Source organism: Prochlorococcus sp. MIT 1314, from assembly GCF_034093315.1.
GTDB classification, from domain to species: domain Bacteria; phylum Cyanobacteriota; class Cyanobacteriia; order PCC-6307; family Cyanobiaceae; genus Prochlorococcus_A; species Prochlorococcus_A marinus_Y.
Genome location: NZ_CP139300.1, coordinates 965,554 through 982,057, shown reverse-complemented (window position 1 = coordinate 982,057; position 16,504 = coordinate 965,554). Strand labels below are relative to the sequence as shown.

Genomic DNA, 16,504 nt, shown 5'->3' with positions numbered 1-16,504 from the left:
TATGGCAATTCGTAAATTTAAACCTTATACACCTGGCACTAGACAAAGAGTAGTTACTGATTTTAGTGAAATAACAAGTGCAAAACCTGAGAGATCACTAATAGTTTCAAAACATAGAGTGAAAGGCAGGAATAATCGTGGAGTTATTACTTGCCGTCATCGTGGAGGTGGTCACAAAAGGCAATATAGATTAGTTGACTTTAGAAGAGATAAAAGAAACATAAATGCTAAAGTTGCAGCTATCCACTACGATCCTCATAGAAATGCAAGACTCGCACTTCTATTTTACGAAGATGGAGAGAAAAGATATATTATTGCTCCAGCTGGAGTAAAAGTAGGCCAAAATGTCATATCAGGAGAAAGTGTTCCAATCGAAGATGGAAATGCAATGCCCCTCTCTGTTATGCCATTAGGATCTAGTGTTCATTGTGTCGAGTTATATGCAGGTAGAGGTGCCCAGATGGTCAGGTCCGCAGGTGCTAGTGCCCAAGTTATGGCAAAAGAGGGAGATTATGTTGCTTTAAAACTCCCATCTACTGAGGTAAGACTTGTTAGAAAAGAATGTTACGCAACTCTTGGAGAGGTTGGTAACTCAGAAATAAGAAATACTAGCTTAGGTAAAGCAGGAAGAAGAAGATGGCTTGGAAGAAGGCCTCAAGTAAGAGGAAGTGTAATGAACCCATGTGACCATCCACATGGAGGAGGAGAGGGAAAGGCACCAATTGGTAGAGCAGGCCCTGTTACTCCATGGGGTAAACCAGCTCTTGGGTTAAAGACACGTAAAAAGAACAAACCAAGTAATAAATTAGTGGTTCGAAGACGTCGTCGCGTTTCTAAGAGGAGTAGAGGAGGAAGAGACTCTTGATTACTTCAACTATTACTTTAATTTCTATTTCATAAACATGGGACGTTCACTAAAAAAAGGACCTTTTATAGCAGATAGTTTGCTCAAAAAGGTAGAAAAACAAAATTCTGATAATGACAAGTCTGTAATTAAAACTTGGTCTAGAGCTTCTACTATTTTACCTGTAATGATTGGCCACACAATCGCGGTACATAATGGTAAGACTCACATTCCTGTATTTATAACCGAACAAATGATCGGTCATAAACTAGGTGAATTTGCTCCCACACGCACTTATCGTGGTCACATAAGAGACAAGAAAGGAGCAAAATCATGACAAAAACACCTGAAACAACAAAAACTGCTATTGCTCATGGAAACTATGTTCGAGGATCAGCATCTAAAGTGAGAAGAGTTTTGGATCAAATAAGGGGTCGTTCATATAGAGATGCATTGATTATGTTGGAATTTATGCCTTACAGATCTACTGATCCTATTACTAAAGTTCTAAGATCTGCTGTTGCTAATGCAGAGCATAATCTAGGGATGGATCCATCTACCTTAGTTATTTCCTCTGCATGGGCTAATAATGGTCCTGTAATGAAGAGGTATAGGCCTAGAGCTCAAGGAAGAGCTTTTTCTATTAAAAAACAGACTTGCCATATAAGTATTTCTGTTGAATCTGCTCCTACTCAAACTAATGTGGAGGTACAAAACTAATGGGACATAAAATACATCCTTCTGGACTAAGATTAGGTATTACACAAGAGCATCGCTCCAAATGGTTTGCGACTTCAAAGACATATCCAATTCTTCTCCAAGAAGATTTTAAAATTCGTACTTTCATACAGAAAAAATATGGTGCGGCAGGAATTAGCGATGTACTAATAGCTAGAAAAGCTGATCAACTGGAACTTGAATTAAAAACAGCAAGACCAGGAGTGATAGTTGGAAGACAAGGAAGTGGTATAGAAGAATTGAGATCTGGAATTCAAAAAACTATAGGTGATAGGACAAGGCAAGTTAGAATAAATGTTGTTGAAGTTGAGCGAGTTGATGCTGATGCTTTTTTACTAGCTGAATATATTGCACAACAACTGGAAAAAAGAGTTGCATTTAGAAGAACTATAAGAATGGCTCTACAAAGGGCTCAAAGGGCTGGAGTGTTAGGTCTGAAAATACAAGTAGGAGGAAGGTTGAATGGTGCTGAAATTGCTAGAACAGAATGGACTAGAGAAGGTAGAGTTCCTTTACATACTTTGAGAGCTGAAATTGACTATGCAACCCGTGAAGCTAATACTACCTACGGTGTGTTAGGAATTAAAGTTTGGGTTTTTAAAGGAGAAGTTCTTCCTAAAGAAGAACAAACAATCCCAGTGGGTGCAAGCCCTAAGAGGAAAGGTAGTCGAAGACCTCAGCAATTTGAGGATCGTTCAAATGAGAATTCATAGGAGGTATAAAAATGCTTAGCCCAAAACGCACTAAATTTCGTAAACAACATAGAGGTAGAATGAGGGGGGTAGCCTCCAAAGGTAATACTATTGCTTTCGGTCAATTTGCTCTACAAGCTCAAGACTGTGGTTGGGTAACTGCCCGTCAGATTGAGGCAAGTAGAAGAGCTATGACAAGATATATCAAACGTGGAGGTCAAATCTGGATAAGAATATTTCCTGATAAACCTGTAACCATGAGACCTGCCGAAACTAGAATGGGTTCTGGTAAAGGTAATCCAGAGTTTTGGGTTGCAGTTGTAAAACCTGGAAGAATACTTTTTGAAATGGGTGGTGAGGACATCACAGAGGAAACTGCAAAAGAAGCTATGCGTCTAGCTCAATACAAACTTCCTGTAAAAACAAAATTCATCTCCATTGATAAGAATCTAGAAGCTTCCTCCCAAGAAAATACAAAAAATAATAAAAAATCACAAGAGGAGGTTAAACAATGAAAAACTCTGAGTCTCTTAAAGAATTTAAAAAATTAAATTCTGCTCAAATTACTGAAAAAATTGACCAACTACGAAAAGATCTTTTTGATTTGAGATTCAAGCAAGCTACAAGACAGCTCAATGAAACTCATAAATTTAAAATCATTAAGAAACAAGTTGCGCAATTACTAACTCTCAGTAAGAGTCAACCTTCTTCTGAAACAACTTCTGATTAATTACTTAGTTATGGCACTTAAAGAAAGAATTGGTACTGTGGTCAGCGACAAAATGGATAAAACAGTTGTTGTTGCTGTTATTAACAGATATCCACATCCTACTTATAAAAAAATTGTAAGTAAAACTACAAGATATAAGGCTCATGATCCTGAAAATACATGTGTTTTAGGTGATCGAGTTAAAATTAGAGAAACTAGACCGCTTAGTGCTCATAAGAGATGGGCAATAGAAGAGATTCTTAATAAAACAAGTCAAACTAATGAGGTTAAAAAATGATTCAACAAGAAACTTATTTAACAGTAGCTGATAATAGCGGCGCAAAAAGACTTCAGTGTATTAGGGTTTTAGGCTCTAATAGGAGATACGCACATGTTGGTGATGTAATTGTAGCAACTGTAAAAGATGCTCTTCCTAATATGGGAGTTAAGAAATCTGAGGTTGTAAAAGCCGTAATCGTGAGAACAAAAGCAACATTAAGAAGAAATACTGGTAATTCAATCAGATTTGATGATAATGCTGCCGTTTTGATTAATGAGGATAAGAATCCAAAAGGTACTAGAGTTTTTGGACCTGTAGCTAGAGAACTGCGGGACAAAAATTATACTAAAATTGTTTCTCTTGCTCCGGAGGTGATTTAAATGTTGGATTCACTAAAACAAAAGAAGAATTTCCAAAGAATAAAAATGAGAATCAAAACTGGAGATCTAGTAAAAGTAATTAACGGAAAAGAGAAAGGCAAAACTGGAGAGGTTATAAAAACCATCCCTCTTGAAAATAGATTAGTAGTCAAGGGAATAAACCTTAGGACTAAACATGTAAAACCAACCCAGGAAGGAGAAACTGGAAGAATACTTACAGAAGAAGCATCCTTACATGCATCAAATGTAATGTTCTTTTCAAAGGAAAAAAATCTTACAAGTAAGATAGAATATTTTATTGATAAAGAGGGAGTTAAGAAAAGAAGATTGAAGAAAACTGGTGAAGTAATTGATTAATTTTTCATCAGAAATCAGATTTCAACTTTTTCTAATTTATCAATTCTGACAAAGACCAGAATTAACAAAAAATTATGACTCTAAAAAATCGCTACAAAGAATCAATTAGACCAAAGCTTTTAAAGGACCTTGGTCTTAAAAATATTCATCAAGTACCTAAAGTTGTTAAAGTCAACGTTAACAGAGGTCTTGGTGAAGCCGCTTCAAATTCAAAAGCTCTAGAAGCTTCTTTAAACGAAATGGCAACAATTACTGGACAAAAGGCCTTAGTAACAAGAGCTAAAAAAGCTATCGCGGGTTTTAAAATTCGTGAAGGCATGCCGATTGGTTGTACTGTAACTTTGCGGGGAGACAGGATGTACTCCTTTTTAGAGAGATTTATAAATCTAGCTTTACCAAGAATAAGAGACTTTAGAGGAGTTAATCCCAAAAGTTTTGATGGGAGGGGGAATTACACCGTTGGAGTGAAAGAGCAATTGATTTTTCCTGAAATCTCTTTTGATAAAATAGATTCAATAAGAGGTATGGATATAACTATTGTCACTAGTGCAAGGTCAGATCAAGAAGGTAAAGCTCTCTTGCAAGAGTTAGGTATGCCTTTTAGTAAGAATTAAAATTAAAACTATGTCAAATCACGATCCTATTTCAGATATGCTTACTCGAATTAGAAATGCGAGTCAAAAGAAGCATACAACAACAAAAATCCCAAGTTCAAAAATGTCCTTAAGTATTGCAAAAGTGCTTCAAAAAGAGGGGTTCATTTCTGAGATTAATGAGGAAGGTGAAGGTTGTAAAGCACAAATAATTCTCGGTCTCAAATATAGTGGTAAAAATCAATTCCCAACTATTCGATCCATGCAAAGAGTTAGTAAACCTGGTTTGAGAATTTATAAGAATAATAGAGGCTTGCCAAAAGTTCTTGGAGGTCTCGGAGTTGCTATTATCTCAACTTCTAAAGGCGTTATGAGTGATCGTGATGCTAGAAAGCAAGGCGTAGGCGGCGAAGTCCTTTGCTATGTTTATTAAGGAGAATTAATCATGTCAAGAATTGGAAAAACACCAGTAATTATTCCAGAGAAAGTTTCAATTGATTTTGATGGATTAACTGTTACAGTTAAAGGCCCCAAGGGTGAATTAAAACGTTTAATGCCTGAAGGAGTTAGTTTTGATAAAAAAGATAATACTGTTGTGGTAAGTCCTACTACAACCAAAATACATTCAAGGCAAAGACATGGTTTATGTAGAGCCTTAATTGCAAATATGGTTGAAGGGGTTACTAAAGGTTTTTCAAAAAAACTTGAAATTGTAGGAGTTGGATCCAGAGCACAAGTAAAAGGTAAAAATCTAATCGTAAGTGCAGGATATAGTCATCCTGTAGAAATGACCCCCCCTGATGGTATAACATACAAAGTTGAGAGTAATACAAACGTTACCGTATCTGGAATTGATAAGGAAATTGTTGGTAATGAAGCAGCAAAAATCAGATCAATTAGACCTCCAGAACCCTATAAAGGAAAAGGAATTAAATACCATGATGAGATAATTCTCAGAAAAGCTGGTAAATCTGGCAAAAAATAATTCTACTTAAAACAATGACCAAACTTTCCAGGAAATTACAAACCCAAAAAAGACATAGAAGATTAAGAAGATTCTTAATTGGAGATGCAACACGACCAAGATTGTCGGTTTTTCGCTCTAATAACCATATTTATGCTCAGGTTATAGACGATAGTGCTCAAAAAACTATCTGCTCCGCTTCAACTGTTGATAAAGAACTCAAAGAAAAATCAGAGAAATTACCATCTGATTGTAATTCTTCCTCTATTGTTGGAAAATTATTAGCAAAGAGAGCAATAAAAAAAGGTATCAAGCAAGTAATTTTTGACCGTGGCGGAAATTTATATCACGGTAGAGTTAAGGCACTTGCAGATGCTGCTCGAGAAGCTGGCCTAAAATTCTAACTTTTAATTTTTACTATGACTGATACTCCAATTCAACAAGAAACTCAATCCAAGATTGATAATGTTCCTAGTACTAATCCTGGTGAACAAAAAAAGAATAATCGTAACAACGATAAAAAAAGAAATAGAAGAGGTGATTCAAAAAATCATGATAGAGATTCTGATTGGCAAGAAAGGGTTGTTCAAATAAGACGCGTATCTAAAACCGTTAAGGGTGGAAAAAAAATGAGTTTTAGAGCAATAGTTGTTGTTGGTAATGAGAAAGGTCAAGTTGGAGTTGGAGTTGGTAAAGCTGGAGATGTGATTGGTGCGGTTAGAAAGGGAGTTTCAGATGGTAAAAAGAATCTTGTTAGGGTTCCATTAACTCCAAATAATTCAATACCCACTTTATCTATAGGTAGAGATGGAGCTGCTAATGTTCTTATTAGACCAGCTGCTCCAGGTACAGGTGTAATTGCTGGAGGTTCAATTAGAACAGTTTTAGAATTAGCGGGCATAAAAAATGTCTTAGCAAAAAGATTGGGTAGTAAAACACCTTTGAATAATGCGAGAGCTGCTATGGTAGCTCTTTCTCAATTAAGAACACACAAATCTGCTTCAAGGGAGAGAGGGATCTCACTTGAACAGCTATATTCTTGAAAATTATGACTTCAACATTAAATACACTTAAATCAAACTCTGGCTCTAGAAAGAAAAAACTAAGAAAGGGTAGAGGTATTGCCGCTGGACAGGGTGCTTCATGTGGTTTTGGAATGAGAGGTCAAAAGTCACGTTCTGGAAGACCCACTCGTCCAGGTTTTGAAGGTGGACAAATGCCTTTGTATAGAAGAGTTCCAAAATTAAAGCACTTTGAAATAATTAATCAAAAGAACTTTTCTATAATAAATTTAGATAAATTAAATGATTTCAATGAAAACGACACTGTTGATCTTGACTCACTAGTTAAAAAAGGATTGATTTTTAAACCAAAATTTCCTTTAAAAATCCTTGGTAATGGAGAAGTTAAGGTCAAATTAAAAGTCAAAGCTCATGCATTTACAAAAGTTGCAAAACAAAAAATTGAGGAAGCAGGGGGATCTTGCGAGCTTATAAATAATAAATAAATTTACGCAAAAATTTAGTTAAGCTTCAAATGTTTGTCAACAAAAGTAGAAATCCTAACGCTTCAGAAATACTCTCTCAATTATTTTTGAATAAAGAATTAAGAAGTAGAGTTTTGACAACTTTAGGACTTCTTCTTTTAGTAAGACTTGGTATATATATCCCTATGCCAAGCATTGATAGGATTGCTTTTAAAAGTTTTATTGATCAAGGCGGCCAATTAATAGGTTTTCTAGATATTTTTACTGGCGGAGGAATTTCAACCTTAGGAATATTTGCATTGGGTATACTTCCTTTTATCAACGCATCAATTATTATTCAGCTTCTTACAGCTTCATTGCCTTTTCTTGAAGATTTACAAAAAAATGAGGGAGAAGCAGGAAGAAGAAAAATTGCCCAAATAACTAGATATGTTTCTTTAGGTTGGGGGCTTTTGCAGAGTATTATTTTTTCTTTAATTCTTCGACAATATGCAATAGAGGGGATAAGTGACACTACATTTGTTTTGCAAACCTCTATAGCGTTAGTTACTGGTTCAATGTTAGTGATGTGGTTTAGCGAAATTATTACAGAGAAAGGTATAGGTCAAGGAGCTTCATTGGTAATATTTCTGAATATTGTCTCAACTTTACCAAAGGCGCTAAGTTCAACTATTGAAAAAGCTCAAACTGGTGATCGAGGAGATGTTTTAGGTATAGCAGTTTTGCTTGGAGTCTTTTTGCTAACAATTGTTGGGATAATTTTTGTCCAGGAGGGGGCAAGACGTATTCCTATTGTTAGTGCAAAAAGACAAATAGGAAATTCTACATTACTTCCTACAAGACAAAGTTATTTACCCTTAAAATTAAATGCAGGCGGAGTTATGCCAATTATCTTTGCATCTGCTTTAATCTTCTTACCGATAACCATTGCAAACGTGACAGGCAATCCAGTCTTAATAAAAGTAGCGAGTAGTTTAAATCCTGGATCTTCAAATCCATGGCCATATGCTCTTACCTTTTTCTCCTTGATTTTGGGATTCTCCTATTTTTATGCATCCCTCACAATTAATCCAGTTGATGTTGCCTCAAATCTAAAGAAAGGAGGAGTAGCAATACCTGGAGTGAGACCTGGAACTAATACGGCAAATTATTTATCAGGGATACAAAATAGGTTGACTTTATTAGGAGGATTGTTTTTGGGATCAGTTGCTATAATCCCAGCTGCAGTAGAAAGAGCTACAAATGTCCAGACTTTTCAAGGTTTAGGAGCAACTTCACTGCTTATTCTTGTAGGTGTTGCGATTGATACTGCTAAGCAAATTCAAACTTATGTTATTTCTCAAAGGTATGAGGGATTAATTAACAATTAATGAAAAAACACTTATTATTTTTAGGCGCCCCCGGAGCGGGGAAAGGCACTCAGGCTGAATTGCTATCTCAGACCTATTCTTATTTGCACCTTTCTACTGGCGAATTATTAAGAAAAGAAATTGAAATGAATAGTATCCTTGGTAGACAAGTAAAGGATATTATTAATTGTGGGGAACTAGTTAGTGACGAACTTGTATTGAAAATAGTAAGGCAAAATTTGGATAAGGATAATCAAGGTTGGATTCTAGATGGCTACCCAAGAAATTTATCTCAGGCAAACTCATTGAATGAGGTCTTAAGCGAAATAAATCAACCTTTAGAAGTGGTTTTTTATTTAGATATTCCAGAAGAAGTTCTTATTAAGCGTTTGATGTTAAGAGGGAGAAAAGATGATACTGAAGAGACTATAAGAACACGAGTTAATATTTATAAAAAAACTACAGAACCATTGATTCAATATTTTCAAGATCTTTCACTGTTGGAATATATTGATGCTGATAGAGATTTAAAAACTATTTCCTCTGATATCAAACAAAAAATGGCTTGATGATGATGTAGAATAAAGTATTAACGTTTATTCGTAAACCCCTATGAAGGTCAGATCTTCAGTCAAAAAAATTAGTCCTGACGATCAGATCGTGAGGAGAAGAGGTAAAATCTATGTTATTAACAAGAAAAGACCTCGTAATAAACAGCGTCAGGGTTAAATTATCAACCCTTTAATTCAAACTTTTACTTACTCAAAACACGTGGCCAGGATTGCAGGAATTGACATACCTCGCGAAAAGCGAGTTGAAATTGCACTTACATACGTCTATGGAATTGGTTTAACAAGATCAAAGCTAATTCTTGCTAACACGGGTGTAAACCCAGATATTCGTGTCAAAGATCTCTCAGATTCTGATGTGCAAAAACTTAGAGGTGCTACAGAAGAATTTACTTTAGAGGGAGATTTGAGAAGAAAAGAGGGAATGGCTTTAAAACGTTTGCAAGATATTGGTTGTGTAAGAGGACGAAGACATAGAATGAGCCTTCCAGTTAGAGGTCAAAGAACTAGAACTAACGCAAGAACAAGACGAGGTTCAAGAAAAACAGTTGCTGGAAGAAAAAAATAATTAATTAAATCTATTCACAAATTTCAGTATTAAATTAAAAGATTATGGCAGCTACAGTAAAAAAAACAGGTTCAAAGAAATCCAAACGTAATGTGCCAAATGGAGTGGTACATATTCAAAGCACATTTAACAATACTATTGTTTCAATAACTGACACTTCTGGGCATGTAATTTCTTGGTCTTCTGCAGGGGCCAGTGGATTTAAAGGTGCTCGTAAAGGTACTCCATTTGCTGCGCAAACAGCAGCTGAATCTGCAGCAAGAAGAGCACTCGATCAAGGTATGAGGCAAATAGAAGTATTAGTTAGAGGACCTGGCTCAGGTAGGGAAACGGCCATAAGAGCTTTACAAGTGGCCGGTTTAGAAATAACTCTAATAAGAGATGTAACTCCATTACCTCATAATGGATGTAGAAGACCTAAACGGAGACGCGTTTAGGTCCTAACCATTCTCAACCCCCCCCCAAAAAAAACTTTTAACCTTATTTTTTTCCGTGTTGCAATACCAGATTGACAGAATCGACCATCAAATAGCAGATGATCGCTCCCAAACAGGAACTTTTTTAATTGGTCCTTTAGAAAGGGGACAAGCTACAACTTTGGGTAATTCGCTTAGAAGAGTCCTTATGGGAGGACTTGAAGGAAGTGCAGTTACTGCAGTCAGAATAGCAGGAATTAATCACGAATATGCAACTATTCCTGGTGTTAGAGAAGACGTTTTAGATATACTTCTCAACTGTAAGCAACTATCAATTAATAGTTCTAATCCAGATCTCGAGATTGGAAGGTTAGCGGCAAGCGGTCCAATGGACGTTAAGGCGAATGATATACAATTCTCATCTCAAGTTGAAATTGTTGATGGTGAAAAACCGATTGCAACTATTCAGGAGGGTCATAACTTAGAGTTAGAGATCCATGTTGAAAGAGGTGTGGGCTATAGACCAGTGGATCGTAAAAATGAAGAGACAACTGCTATTGATTTACTTCAAATAGATGCTGTATTCATGCCAGTAAAAAGAGTTAATTTTACGATTGATGAAACTGCCGTAGCAGAGGGTGGAACAGGTAGAGAAAGATTAAAAATGGAAGTAGTAACTGATGGCTCAACAAGTCCTGATGATGCAATTGCTGAAGCCGCAAATCAATTAATAGAGCTCTTTCAACCCCTAGCTACTGTTACTATGGTAGAGGAAATACCTGAAGAACCAGAACCATCTCCAGAAGCTCAAATTCCCTTAGAGGAACTAAACTTGTCTGTTAGAGCATATAATTGCCTAAAGAGAGCTCAAGTTAACTCAGTTTCTGATTTAATGGGTTTTAGCTATGAAGATCTTCTTGAAATTAAGAACTTTGGTTCTAAATCTGCAGATGAGGTTATCGAAGCTCTTGAGCGCATAGGAATTTCTATTCCTCAAAGCAGAACATCTGTTTAACAATTTTTAAGATTATGAGACACCAACTTAGAATTCCATTATTGAGTAAACCCGCTGACCAGAGGAAAGCACTTTTAAGGGGTTTGACTACACAGTTAATTAGGGAAGGTAGAGTAACTACAACAAAAGCTAGGGCAAAAGCTTTAAGAAATGAAGCTGAGAGGATGATTTCTCTTGCTAAAGATGGTAGTTTGGCCTCTAGGAGAAGAGCTATTGGATATATTTATGATAAGAAATTAGTTCATTCATTATTTGAAAAAGCAAAAGAAAGATATGGAGATAGAAAAGGTGGTTATACTCGCATAGTCAGAACCGTCTCTAGAAAAGGTGATAACGCTCAGATGGCTATAATTGAACTTGTTTAAGTTAGTTTGTAAAGGGTCTTTACATTAGAAAATAACTTTTGAAAAGGGTAGCTTTATTAGTCCAATACGATGGATCTAGTTATTCAGGTTGGCAAAGACAAAAAAATGCAACTACAGTTCAGGAAATCCTTGAGAAAGCTCTTTTTAAGATTACACATTATCCCGTAAAGACTTTTGCCGCAGGTAGAACTGATGCTGGTGTTCACGCATCGGGTCAAGTAGTACACTTCGACATCGATTTTGTTATTCCTGGTAATAGTTATTCAGATGTTTTAAACATTCTTTTACCCTCAACAATTAGAATCTTAGAATCAGTTGAGGTTCAAGATAGTTGGCATGCATGCTATTCAGCAATTTATAGACATTATCGATATGTGATTAATAACAGTAAATTCCCTAACTTGTTCATAAATAATTGGTCATGGCATAGATACCAAAAAGTATTAGATGAAGTTTTAATGTCAAATGCATCAAAGAGAATGGAAGGAGAGCATGATTTTTTTGCTTTTCAGAAAACTGGAAGCAATAGGAAAAACTCTATTACAAAAATAAATAAAATAGATATTAAAAGAGTAGAGGATTTGATTTTAGTTGATATTAAAGCCACTGGTTTTCTTTATGGAATGGTCCGTTTAATTGTTGGTCAACTAGTGTTAGTTGGAGAGCAAAAAATATCGCCAGAAATTTTTACGGATAGATGGGTAAATAAAAAGAAAAATGATGTTAAAGAATCTGCTCCAGCTAAGGGGTTATGTTTTGTAAATGCTGTTTATGAAGAAAATGTTTTTCAAAAAATTAATAACAATGATTTTTTTCCAGTATTTTTAATTAAGGGTTTTTCTTAATTAAAGTTGATTTAAGCAAATTAGTATGTGTAAAGCATCCAAAATTGTTGTTTAAAACTCCTCCAATAAGGTAGAATCTAAAACGGTATTTAAATTTACTTGCATAAATTTGGTAAATGAATAAGACAATTACTCCGTCAATAGAGACCATTGAAAGAAATTGGTTTTTAGTAGACGCAAAAGATAAGACACTTGGGAGACTTGCTACAGAAATAGCAACTGTATTAAGGGGTAAAAATAAACCAACATTTACACCTCATTTAGATACTGGAGATTTTGTAATTGTTGTAAATGCCGAAAAAGTTGAGGTCACAGGTAAAAAAGCATCACAAAAGTTGTATAGAAGACATTCTGGCAGGCCAGGAGGAATGAAAACTGAAAAATTTGAGTCTCTTCAAGAGAGAATTCCTGAAAGAATCATCGAGCAAGCTGTTAAGGGTATGCTGCCACATAACTCTTTAGGAAGACAGCAATTTAAAAAACTAAAAGTTTATAAAGGTGCTGATCATCCTCATGCTGCACAGAATCCTGTATTATTGAATAGTTAATTTATCAAAATGAATAGTCAAATAAAAAACAAAGCTGTTTATTGGGGAACTGGAAGAAGAAAAACTTCAGTAGCTAGAGTTCGTTTGATTCCTGGGAATGGACAAATAAAAATTAATGGTCGTTCTGGAGATGATTACTTAAACTTCAATCCTCTACATTTAAATTCAATAAAAGCACCTTTGCAAACACTAGGCCTTGAGAATTCTTATGATGTTTTGGTGAATGTTTATGGTGGTGGATTAACAGGTCAAGCAGACGCTATTAAGCAAGGAGCAGCTAGAGCGCTTTGTGAATTATCCCCCGACAACAGGAAATCTCTAAAAACTGAAGGTCATCTCAGTAGAGATCCTAGGGCTAAGGAAAGAAGAAAATATGGTCTTAAAAAAGCAAGAAAAGCTCCACAATTCTCTAAACGTTAAAGGAATTTTAATTATGCCAAAATCAGAAATTCACCCAAAATGGTATCCAGATGCAAAAGTTATTTGTAATGGAGAAGTTGTAATGACAACTGGCTCAACTCAGCCTGAACTACATGTTGATGTTTGGAGCGGTAATCATCCTTTCTTCACTGGAACACAGAAAATTCTTGATACAGAGGGTAGAGTTGATAGGTTTATGAAAAAATATGGAATGGGTTCAGCTGATTCTGCTACCTCAAAAGAGAAAAAAGACGAAAAAGATTCTAAGAAATAGAATTTTCAAAAATTAAGCAAAATTTCAATTGGAATACTCAACATTAATTGCAAGGTTGAAAACTGCTTCAGAAAGTTTTGAAAATTTGGAAGTGCAACTTGCAGATCCTGATATAGCTAATGATCCTAAAAAATTAGAGTCGATAGCAAGAGAAAGGTCAAAATTGGAGCCTTTAGTTATTGATTTTAATAAATTGCTTGATACTGATAAGGAAATTGAAGATTCAAAAAATTTACTTAAAGAGAATAGAAATGATAAAGAGATGGAATCTTTAATTAATGAAGAGATAAATAACTTAGAGGAATGTAAGAACGAACTGATTCAAAAAACCACAATCGCCTTATTACCTAAAGATCCAAGAGATGAGAGAAGTGTAATGTTAGAAATTAGAGCGGGCGCTGGAGGGAACGAGGCCTGTATATGGGCTGGTGATCTAGCAAGAATGTATGAAAGATATGGACAAAAAATTGGATGGTCTGTAAAACCTGTTAGTGCTTCTGAGTCAGATATGGGAGGATTTAAAGAGTTAGTTATCTCTGTTAAGGGAGATTCTGTATATAGTCAACTTAAATTCGAGGCTGGTGTACATAGAGTTCAAAGAGTTCCAGCTACTGAATCCCAAGGTCGAGTTCACACCTCTACTGCTACAGTTGCTGTAATGCCTGAAGCTGATCCTGTTGAGGTTAAGATTGATCCAACTGATTTAGAGGTTGGCACAGCAAGATCAGGAGGTGCAGGGGGACAAAATGTTAACAAGGTAGAGACTGCTATTGATCTTCTCCACAAGCCTACGGGAATAAGAGTTTTTTGTACTCAAGAGAGATCACAATTGCAAAATCGTGAAAGAGCAATGGAAATTCTAAGAGCCAAATTATATGAAATTCAATTAAAAGAAGCTAATGCTAAAGAGAGATCACAAAGGCTTTCGCAGGTTGGAACTGGCGATAGAAGTGAAAAAATTAGAACTTATAATTTTAAAGATAACAGAACAACTGATCATAGATTGGGGTCCAATTTTTCACTAGAACCAATTCTCGCTGGTCAATTGGATGAAGTTATTGATGCATGCATAGCTCAAGAACAAAAAAGAATGATGGAAGATTTTAATAAAGAAGTCAATTAAGACTTTATTCTTATTCGATTGCAACGCCTATTACATATTTACTCCATTCTTTATGCCTGCCAGAGTCAATTTGTCTTGTGGCTTCAAAATTGAGATTACTTAATGGACGGTATGGCTTGCGTTTTAAAGGCATATTTGCTTCATCAGGGGTACGATTACCTTTTTGTACATTACATCTAAGACATGCTGTAGTAACATTCTCCCAGTTATCAGTTCCTCCTCTGCTTCTCGGTAAAACATGATCTATTGATAAATCATTACCCCTATAATTACAATATTGGCATGCATTATTATCCCTAAGAAGAATATTTTTTCTTGTTAAGGAAACTTCCCTAAAGGGTACTTTTACGTAGTAACGAAGTCTTATTACTGTAGGCAATTTTCTACCGCAATGTATAGAATAAGATTTATCTTCCTCTAGACTTTCTGCTTTACCTTTAATCATCAAAATAACTGCTCTTCTCCAAGAAGTAATATTTAAAGGTTCATAAGATGCATTTAAAACTAGAGTCTGGCTCATGCCAAAATACTATTTACATGTCATGCTAACTGTATATTTCAATAAGCGCATATAATTGTGCAAAGTTAATGCAAATTCGACAAACAAATCAGTTATTTAATTTTGACAAATATCCAACTTTTGAAAAAGATATAGATCTAAAACAAAGAGCCTGGATTGAAGTTAAAGGTAAAGCAATAGAAACAAACGTAAGGCAGTTAAGATCAAAATTAAGTAAAAATTGTCAATTTATGGCAGTTGTTAAAGCTGATGGATATGGACATGATGCAAAATTAGTATCTAAATATGCTATCAAAGGTGGAGCATCTCAATTAGGCGTTGCCACGTTAAAAGAAGGAATTAAGCTTCGTTCTTCTGGAGTTAAACAACCAATTCTTATCTTAGGAAATTTATATACGAAAAGGGACTTAATAATATCTTTTAGAAATGATCTTATGCCAACTATCAGTAGTATAAGAGAATGTTTAATTTGCAATAATATTGGGAAGCACTTTGGACTGAAATTTTATTTACATCTCAAAGTTGATACCGGAATGTCAAGATTAGGATTTGAATGTAATAAATTTGCTCAGCAATTTGAAAAAATCAAATCTTTCGAAAATATTTCTATAGAAGGAATCTATAGCCATTTATCATCTGCAGATGAACCCAACTCATTAGATCCTAAAAGTACTACACAATTACAAATGCAAAAGTTTCAGGAATTATTGAAGCAAATTTACTTTAATAGCAATCACAATATCAAGATTCATTTGGCTAATTCTGCGGGTATGCTTCTTAATAAAGATTTTCATTTTCATATGGTACGTGTTGGACTTTCTATGTATGGATATAGTCCTTTATCCAAAAAAGATAAACATTTGTCGCTTAAACCAGCTTTATTTTTGAAGGTTAAAGTAGCTTTTATAAGAATTATTGATAAAGGGGTAAATGTAAGTTATGGAGCGAAATTCGTGAGTAGTAGAAAAACTAAGTTAGCTGTATTAAGTATTGGTTATGCGGATGGAGTCCCAAGAAATCTTTCAGGCAAGATAAATGTTATTCACAATAATACACTGTATCCCCAAGTTGGATCTATCACTATGGATCAAATGATGGTGGACATAACAGGTGCGAGTGACATTAAAATTGGAAGTACAATGGTATTACTAGGTTCTGATGGAGACAAAACAATTTCTCCTCTTGATTGGGCTAAAGTATCTAATACTATTCCTTGGGAAATTCTTTGTTCCTTTAAAAATAGATTACCCAGATTACAAGTTGACTAGACATTTCGAATAAATAAAAAATTTTGAATGTTTGCAAAAAAATTGATAATGTATAAGAACTGGAGAGGTGGCTGAGTGGTTGAAAGCGGCTCCCTGCTAAGGAGTTACAGGAGGTAACTTTTGTCGAGGGTTCGAATCCCTCCCTCTCCGTGATTATTCGGTTTCAGGAAGTAATCTAAAG

General features: G+C 35.2%; 29 protein-coding genes and 1 tRNA gene. 29 read left to right on the top strand and 1 reads right to left on the bottom strand.

All coding sequences use genetic code 11. The annotated features are described in order from the left end of the window. Position 1 precedes the first annotated feature (1 nt). From rplB to prfA, 27 genes are all read left to right on the top strand, one after another. Positions 2–865, top strand: a complete 864-nt coding sequence (rplB, locus tag SOI86_RS05730; protein ID WP_002807290.1) for a 50S ribosomal protein L2 — start codon at positions 2–4, stop codon at positions 863–865. Between the two features lie 37 nt (positions 866–902). Further along, entirely contained in the window at positions 903–1,181 is a 279-nt protein-coding gene (gene rpsS, locus SOI86_RS05725; protein ID WP_320680891.1) for a 30S ribosomal protein S19, read from the top strand. Further along, positions 1,178–1,564, top strand: a complete 387-nt coding sequence (rplV, locus tag SOI86_RS05720) for a 50S ribosomal protein L22 (protein WP_320680890.1) — start codon at positions 1,178–1,180, stop codon at positions 1,562–1,564. The genes rpsS and rplV overlap by 4 nt, the downstream gene beginning before the upstream one ends. After that, complete coding sequence (gene rpsC, locus SOI86_RS05715; RefSeq protein ID WP_320680889.1) at positions 1,564–2,295, top strand: 30S ribosomal protein S3; 732 nt, start codon at positions 1,564–1,566, stop codon at positions 2,293–2,295. The genes rplV and rpsC overlap by 1 nt, the downstream gene beginning before the upstream one ends. Before the next feature lie 11 nt (positions 2,296–2,306). Further along, positions 2,307–2,789 (top strand): 50S ribosomal protein L16, encoded by a 483-nt coding sequence (gene rplP / locus SOI86_RS05710; RefSeq protein WP_320680888.1) that lies wholly within the window; start codon positions 2,307–2,309, stop codon positions 2,787–2,789. Continuing rightward, positions 2,786–3,004: a 50S ribosomal protein L29 gene (gene rpmC, locus SOI86_RS05705; protein WP_320680887.1), complete on the top strand. Its 219-nt coding sequence runs from the start codon at positions 2,786–2,788 to the stop codon at positions 3,002–3,004. Before rplP ends, rpmC begins: the two co-directional genes overlap by 4 nt. 10 nt (positions 3,005–3,014) lie before the next feature. Beyond that, on the top strand, positions 3,015–3,281 hold the full coding sequence (rpsQ, locus tag SOI86_RS05700) for a 30S ribosomal protein S17 (protein ID WP_320680886.1): 267 nt from the start codon (positions 3,015–3,017) through the stop codon (positions 3,279–3,281). Further along, the gene (rplN, locus tag SOI86_RS05695) at positions 3,278–3,643 is read left to right on the top strand and encodes a 50S ribosomal protein L14 (protein WP_002807235.1); all 366 of its coding nucleotides are present in this window, start codon (positions 3,278–3,280) and stop codon (positions 3,641–3,643) included. The genes rpsQ and rplN overlap by 4 nt, the downstream gene beginning before the upstream one ends. After that, complete coding sequence (gene rplX / locus SOI86_RS05690; RefSeq protein ID WP_320680885.1) at positions 3,644–4,000, top strand: 50S ribosomal protein L24; 357 nt, start codon at positions 3,644–3,646, stop codon at positions 3,998–4,000. A 74-nt stretch (positions 4,001–4,074) separates the two neighbouring features. Beyond that, positions 4,075–4,614, top strand: a complete 540-nt coding sequence (gene rplE, locus SOI86_RS05685) for a 50S ribosomal protein L5 (RefSeq protein ID WP_011863652.1) — start codon at positions 4,075–4,077, stop codon at positions 4,612–4,614. Between the two features lie 10 nt (positions 4,615–4,624). Then, positions 4,625–5,026, top strand: coding sequence for a 30S ribosomal protein S8 (gene rpsH / locus SOI86_RS05680; RefSeq protein ID WP_320680884.1), 402 nt, complete (start codon positions 4,625–4,627; stop codon positions 5,024–5,026). Between the two features lie 12 nt (positions 5,027–5,038). Continuing rightward, positions 5,039–5,578, top strand: a complete 540-nt coding sequence (gene rplF, locus SOI86_RS05675; RefSeq protein ID WP_320680883.1) for a 50S ribosomal protein L6 — start codon at positions 5,039–5,041, stop codon at positions 5,576–5,578. A 14-nt stretch (positions 5,579–5,592) separates the two neighbouring features. Beyond that, the gene (rplR, locus tag SOI86_RS05670; protein ID WP_320680882.1) at positions 5,593–5,961 is read left to right on the top strand and encodes a 50S ribosomal protein L18; all 369 of its coding nucleotides are present in this window, start codon (positions 5,593–5,595) and stop codon (positions 5,959–5,961) included. Between the two features lie 15 nt (positions 5,962–5,976). Then, positions 5,977–6,600 (top strand): 30S ribosomal protein S5, encoded by a 624-nt coding sequence (gene rpsE / locus SOI86_RS05665; RefSeq protein WP_320680881.1) that lies wholly within the window; start codon positions 5,977–5,979, stop codon positions 6,598–6,600. Between the two features lie 5 nt (positions 6,601–6,605). Continuing rightward, positions 6,606–7,064, top strand: a complete 459-nt coding sequence (gene rplO / locus SOI86_RS05660; RefSeq protein ID WP_320680880.1) for a 50S ribosomal protein L15 — start codon at positions 6,606–6,608, stop codon at positions 7,062–7,064. Between the two features lie 29 nt (positions 7,065–7,093). Next, positions 7,094–8,413, top strand: a complete 1,320-nt coding sequence (gene secY / locus SOI86_RS05655) for a preprotein translocase subunit SecY (RefSeq protein WP_320680879.1) — start codon at positions 7,094–7,096, stop codon at positions 8,411–8,413. After that, positions 8,413–8,961: an adenylate kinase gene (locus SOI86_RS05650; RefSeq protein ID WP_320680878.1), complete on the top strand. Its 549-nt coding sequence runs from the start codon at positions 8,413–8,415 to the stop codon at positions 8,959–8,961. The genes secY and SOI86_RS05650 overlap by 1 nt, the downstream gene beginning before the upstream one ends. Before the next feature lie 43 nt (positions 8,962–9,004). Next, positions 9,005–9,121, top strand: coding sequence for a 50S ribosomal protein L36 (gene rpmJ, locus SOI86_RS05645; protein ID WP_011377173.1), 117 nt, complete (start codon positions 9,005–9,007; stop codon positions 9,119–9,121). A 42-nt stretch (positions 9,122–9,163) separates the two neighbouring features. Further along, on the top strand, positions 9,164–9,529 hold the full coding sequence (gene rpsM, locus SOI86_RS05640; protein ID WP_025915143.1) for a 30S ribosomal protein S13: 366 nt from the start codon (positions 9,164–9,166) through the stop codon (positions 9,527–9,529). A gap of 44 nt (positions 9,530–9,573) precedes the next feature. After that, on the top strand, positions 9,574–9,966 hold the full coding sequence (gene rpsK / locus SOI86_RS05635) for a 30S ribosomal protein S11 (protein ID WP_320680877.1): 393 nt from the start codon (positions 9,574–9,576) through the stop codon (positions 9,964–9,966). Positions 9,967–10,021: 55 nt separating this feature from the next. Continuing rightward, complete coding sequence (locus tag SOI86_RS05630) at positions 10,022–10,960, top strand: DNA-directed RNA polymerase subunit alpha (protein ID WP_320680876.1); 939 nt, start codon at positions 10,022–10,024, stop codon at positions 10,958–10,960. A gap of 14 nt (positions 10,961–10,974) precedes the next feature. Continuing rightward, a complete protein-coding gene (gene rplQ / locus SOI86_RS05625; RefSeq protein ID WP_079318704.1) occupies positions 10,975–11,325 on the top strand; it encodes a 50S ribosomal protein L17 in 351 nt (116 codons plus the stop codon). 38 nt (positions 11,326–11,363) lie between these two features. Beyond that, positions 11,364–12,170 carry a tRNA pseudouridine(38-40) synthase TruA gene (gene truA / locus SOI86_RS05620; protein ID WP_320680875.1) on the top strand — a complete coding sequence of 269 codons (807 nt, stop codon included), beginning with the start codon at positions 11,364–11,366 and terminating at the stop codon, positions 12,168–12,170. A 116-nt stretch (positions 12,171–12,286) separates the two neighbouring features. After that, complete coding sequence (gene rplM, locus SOI86_RS05615) at positions 12,287–12,718, top strand: 50S ribosomal protein L13 (RefSeq protein ID WP_320680874.1); 432 nt, start codon at positions 12,287–12,289, stop codon at positions 12,716–12,718. A 9-nt stretch (positions 12,719–12,727) separates the two neighbouring features. Then, entirely contained in the window at positions 12,728–13,138 is a 411-nt protein-coding gene (gene rpsI / locus SOI86_RS05610) for a 30S ribosomal protein S9 (protein ID WP_320680873.1), read from the top strand. Positions 13,139–13,151: 13 nt separating this feature from the next. Further along, on the top strand, positions 13,152–13,412 hold the full coding sequence (rpmE, locus tag SOI86_RS05605) for a 50S ribosomal protein L31 (protein WP_320680872.1): 261 nt from the start codon (positions 13,152–13,154) through the stop codon (positions 13,410–13,412). Positions 13,413–13,440: 28 nt separating this feature from the next. Then, a complete protein-coding gene (gene prfA, locus SOI86_RS05600) occupies positions 13,441–14,535 on the top strand; it encodes a peptide chain release factor 1 (protein WP_320680871.1) in 1,095 nt (364 codons plus the stop codon). A gap of 10 nt (positions 14,536–14,545) precedes the next feature. Here the strand turns inward: prfA and SOI86_RS05595 are convergent, their stop codons facing one another. Further along, positions 14,546–15,055: an HNH endonuclease gene (locus tag SOI86_RS05595; protein WP_320680870.1), complete on the bottom strand. Its 510-nt coding sequence runs from the start codon at positions 15,053–15,055 to the stop codon at positions 14,546–14,548. Between the two features lie 68 nt (positions 15,056–15,123). Between SOI86_RS05595 and alr the strand changes: the two genes are divergently transcribed. Next, positions 15,124–16,323, top strand: a complete 1,200-nt coding sequence (gene alr, locus SOI86_RS05590; RefSeq protein WP_320680869.1) for an alanine racemase — start codon at positions 15,124–15,126, stop codon at positions 16,321–16,323. Between the two features lie 61 nt (positions 16,324–16,384). Beyond that, positions 16,385–16,473 (top strand) — tRNA-Ser (locus SOI86_RS05585). The last annotated feature ends 31 nt before the right edge of the window (positions 16,474–16,504 follow it).

Coding starts and splice junctions, on each gene's coding strand:
- rplB (WP_002807290.1), top strand. CDS start 2: ATGGCAATTCGTAAATTTAAACCTTATACACCTGGCACTAGACAAAGA.
- rpsS (WP_320680891.1), top strand. CDS start 903: ATGGGACGTTCACTAAAAAAAGGACCTTTTATAGCAGATAGTTTGCTC.
- rplV (WP_320680890.1), top strand. CDS start 1,178: ATGACAAAAACACCTGAAACAACAAAAACTGCTATTGCTCATGGAAAC.
- rpsC (WP_320680889.1), top strand. CDS start 1,564: ATGGGACATAAAATACATCCTTCTGGACTAAGATTAGGTATTACACAA.
- rplP (WP_320680888.1), top strand. CDS start 2,307: ATGCTTAGCCCAAAACGCACTAAATTTCGTAAACAACATAGAGGTAGA.
- rpmC (WP_320680887.1), top strand. CDS start 2,786: ATGAAAAACTCTGAGTCTCTTAAAGAATTTAAAAAATTAAATTCTGCT.
- rpsQ (WP_320680886.1), top strand. CDS start 3,015: ATGGCACTTAAAGAAAGAATTGGTACTGTGGTCAGCGACAAAATGGAT.
- rplN (WP_002807235.1), top strand. CDS start 3,278: ATGATTCAACAAGAAACTTATTTAACAGTAGCTGATAATAGCGGCGCA.
- rplX (WP_320680885.1), top strand. CDS start 3,644: ATGTTGGATTCACTAAAACAAAAGAAGAATTTCCAAAGAATAAAAATG.
- rplE (WP_011863652.1), top strand. CDS start 4,075: ATGACTCTAAAAAATCGCTACAAAGAATCAATTAGACCAAAGCTTTTA.
- rpsH (WP_320680884.1), top strand. CDS start 4,625: ATGTCAAATCACGATCCTATTTCAGATATGCTTACTCGAATTAGAAAT.
- rplF (WP_320680883.1), top strand. CDS start 5,039: ATGTCAAGAATTGGAAAAACACCAGTAATTATTCCAGAGAAAGTTTCA.
- rplR (WP_320680882.1), top strand. CDS start 5,593: ATGACCAAACTTTCCAGGAAATTACAAACCCAAAAAAGACATAGAAGA.
- rpsE (WP_320680881.1), top strand. CDS start 5,977: ATGACTGATACTCCAATTCAACAAGAAACTCAATCCAAGATTGATAAT.
- rplO (WP_320680880.1), top strand. CDS start 6,606: ATGACTTCAACATTAAATACACTTAAATCAAACTCTGGCTCTAGAAAG.
- secY (WP_320680879.1), top strand. CDS start 7,094: ATGTTTGTCAACAAAAGTAGAAATCCTAACGCTTCAGAAATACTCTCT.
- SOI86_RS05650 (WP_320680878.1), top strand. CDS start 8,413: ATGAAAAAACACTTATTATTTTTAGGCGCCCCCGGAGCGGGGAAAGGC.
- rpmJ (WP_011377173.1), top strand. CDS start 9,005: ATGAAGGTCAGATCTTCAGTCAAAAAAATTAGTCCTGACGATCAGATC.
- rpsK (WP_320680877.1), top strand. CDS start 9,574: ATGGCAGCTACAGTAAAAAAAACAGGTTCAAAGAAATCCAAACGTAAT.
- rplQ (WP_079318704.1), top strand. CDS start 10,975: ATGAGACACCAACTTAGAATTCCATTATTGAGTAAACCCGCTGACCAG.
- rplM (WP_320680874.1), top strand. CDS start 12,287: ATGAATAAGACAATTACTCCGTCAATAGAGACCATTGAAAGAAATTGG.
- rpsI (WP_320680873.1), top strand. CDS start 12,728: ATGAATAGTCAAATAAAAAACAAAGCTGTTTATTGGGGAACTGGAAGA.
- rpmE (WP_320680872.1), top strand. CDS start 13,152: ATGCCAAAATCAGAAATTCACCCAAAATGGTATCCAGATGCAAAAGTT.
- SOI86_RS05595 (WP_320680870.1), bottom strand. CDS start 15,055: ATGAGCCAGACTCTAGTTTTAAATGCATCTTATGAACCTTTAAATATT.
- alr (WP_320680869.1), top strand. CDS start 15,124: ATGCAAATTCGACAAACAAATCAGTTATTTAATTTTGACAAATATCCA.